This is a genomic window from Paraclostridium bifermentans (assembly GCF_964259345.1).
In the GTDB taxonomy this organism is placed as follows: Bacteria; Bacillota; Clostridia; order Peptostreptococcales; family Peptostreptococcaceae; genus Paraclostridium; species Paraclostridium bifermentans_B.
In genome coordinates this window covers 1-1,427 of record NZ_CAXVJR010000021.1, presented here as the reverse complement: position 1 = coordinate 1,427, position 1,427 = coordinate 1, and the positions used below count along the sequence as shown (strand labels likewise).

The 1,427-nt window shown below is 34.2% G+C and carries 1 protein-coding gene; it reads right to left on the bottom strand.

What is annotated here, in order from left to right:
* Window positions 1–1,256, bottom strand: a 1,256-nt coding sequence (locus ACEXNK_RS17470; RefSeq protein ID WP_373601493.1) for a DUF6923 family protein, incomplete at its 3' end; no start/stop codon positions are given.
* Window positions 1,257–1,427: the final 171 nt, after the last annotated feature.

Sequence of the window (1,427 nt, the reverse complement as noted above, 5' to 3'; positions counted from 1 at the left end):
TTTTGAAGTGCATCTTGTTCACCAGTGACTTGAGTTCCTAATGTTAGCGGATTTATTATTTGATGTCTTGGTCCATTGTTTGCAAGTAAGGTAGAATAGTTTCCAAATCCATTTCCAGCACCTGTATCTGGTGCATCTCCAAAGTCTATTATAACTTCAGCATCGTGACATGATGCTCCATCATTTCCTGTTGAAGTAACCGTTTGAGAAAATAATGCTCCTGTTGCGGTACCTCCACTAAATGTTACACGATAAATATCTCCAGTTGGATTGTATATTTCATATAATGTTCCTGTTCCATCCATAAAGGAAGCTCCTGCACTCGTTGGTAAAACTCCAACCGTTGGTACAGGTGTAACTATTCCTGTAAGTGGATCTATTGTTTGTATAGTAAAAGTACTATTTTCTAAAGCATATAGTTGACCATCTAATACATTATATGCCCAGTCAGCAATAGAGATAGGATTAATTATAGGTTTCCCAGATGCCGTTGGAGTAAAGGCTCCACCTGTTGGATCTACTAATTGACCAAAGTAAGGTGAGTTTTGATCTAAATCTATTACATAATAATTTGCTTGATTGGATATATATACAAATAGATGTCCAGCATTATCAAAAGAGCCTATAAAATATCCAGCTGCTGGTAAATTAGTTACTGTTCCCATATCTGTTGTTGTTCCATCTTCTGCTATTCTTACTACATTACCAACATTACCCTGAGTTATAATACCATAAATCATATTGTCTAAAACATTATATCCTATAGCATTTACTGCAAAACCTATATCTGGATTAATAACTGTTGCAGTACCTGTTACTAAATTTATTTTTACAAATTGACTATTTCCTCCTGTTGCTGCTACTTGATATCCAAAAGGTGCACAAAAGAAAGTATCTGGATTATCATGTCCATAATTATTGGCATTAATAGTAACATTGTTATCTATATCATTCTGTGTTAAATTAATTGTTTCTGTTCTAAAAGTTGTTGAATTTGTAAATCCTGGCGGTTGACCAAATAAAGTTGGGGGACAAGCTCCGCCTGGATTTACGGCTGTTTCATAAATTATATGTGTTCCAGCTAGATTAATATTTGAGAAAGTATAGACTCCAAATGCATCTGTTTGAACTGTAACACAACCTCCCCCAACTCTTTGTCTAACAACATAAGCATTGGGTATTGGCGGCTCTCCAACATCGTATATCCCATTATGGTTTAAGTCATCAAAGACTATACCTGTAATCGTTGCAGCCATATTTATTCCTCCATTTCTAAAAATTTTTTACATTTTTTCTACATTTAAGAAAATCATAACGCATTTTTGAATTAACCTATTGTTTAGCATTCTCGCTTCTACACACTCTATATATGGCATTATAGAAAGCTTTCCTTTATTTAACAAAACACATGTTTTTTCACCATCTAT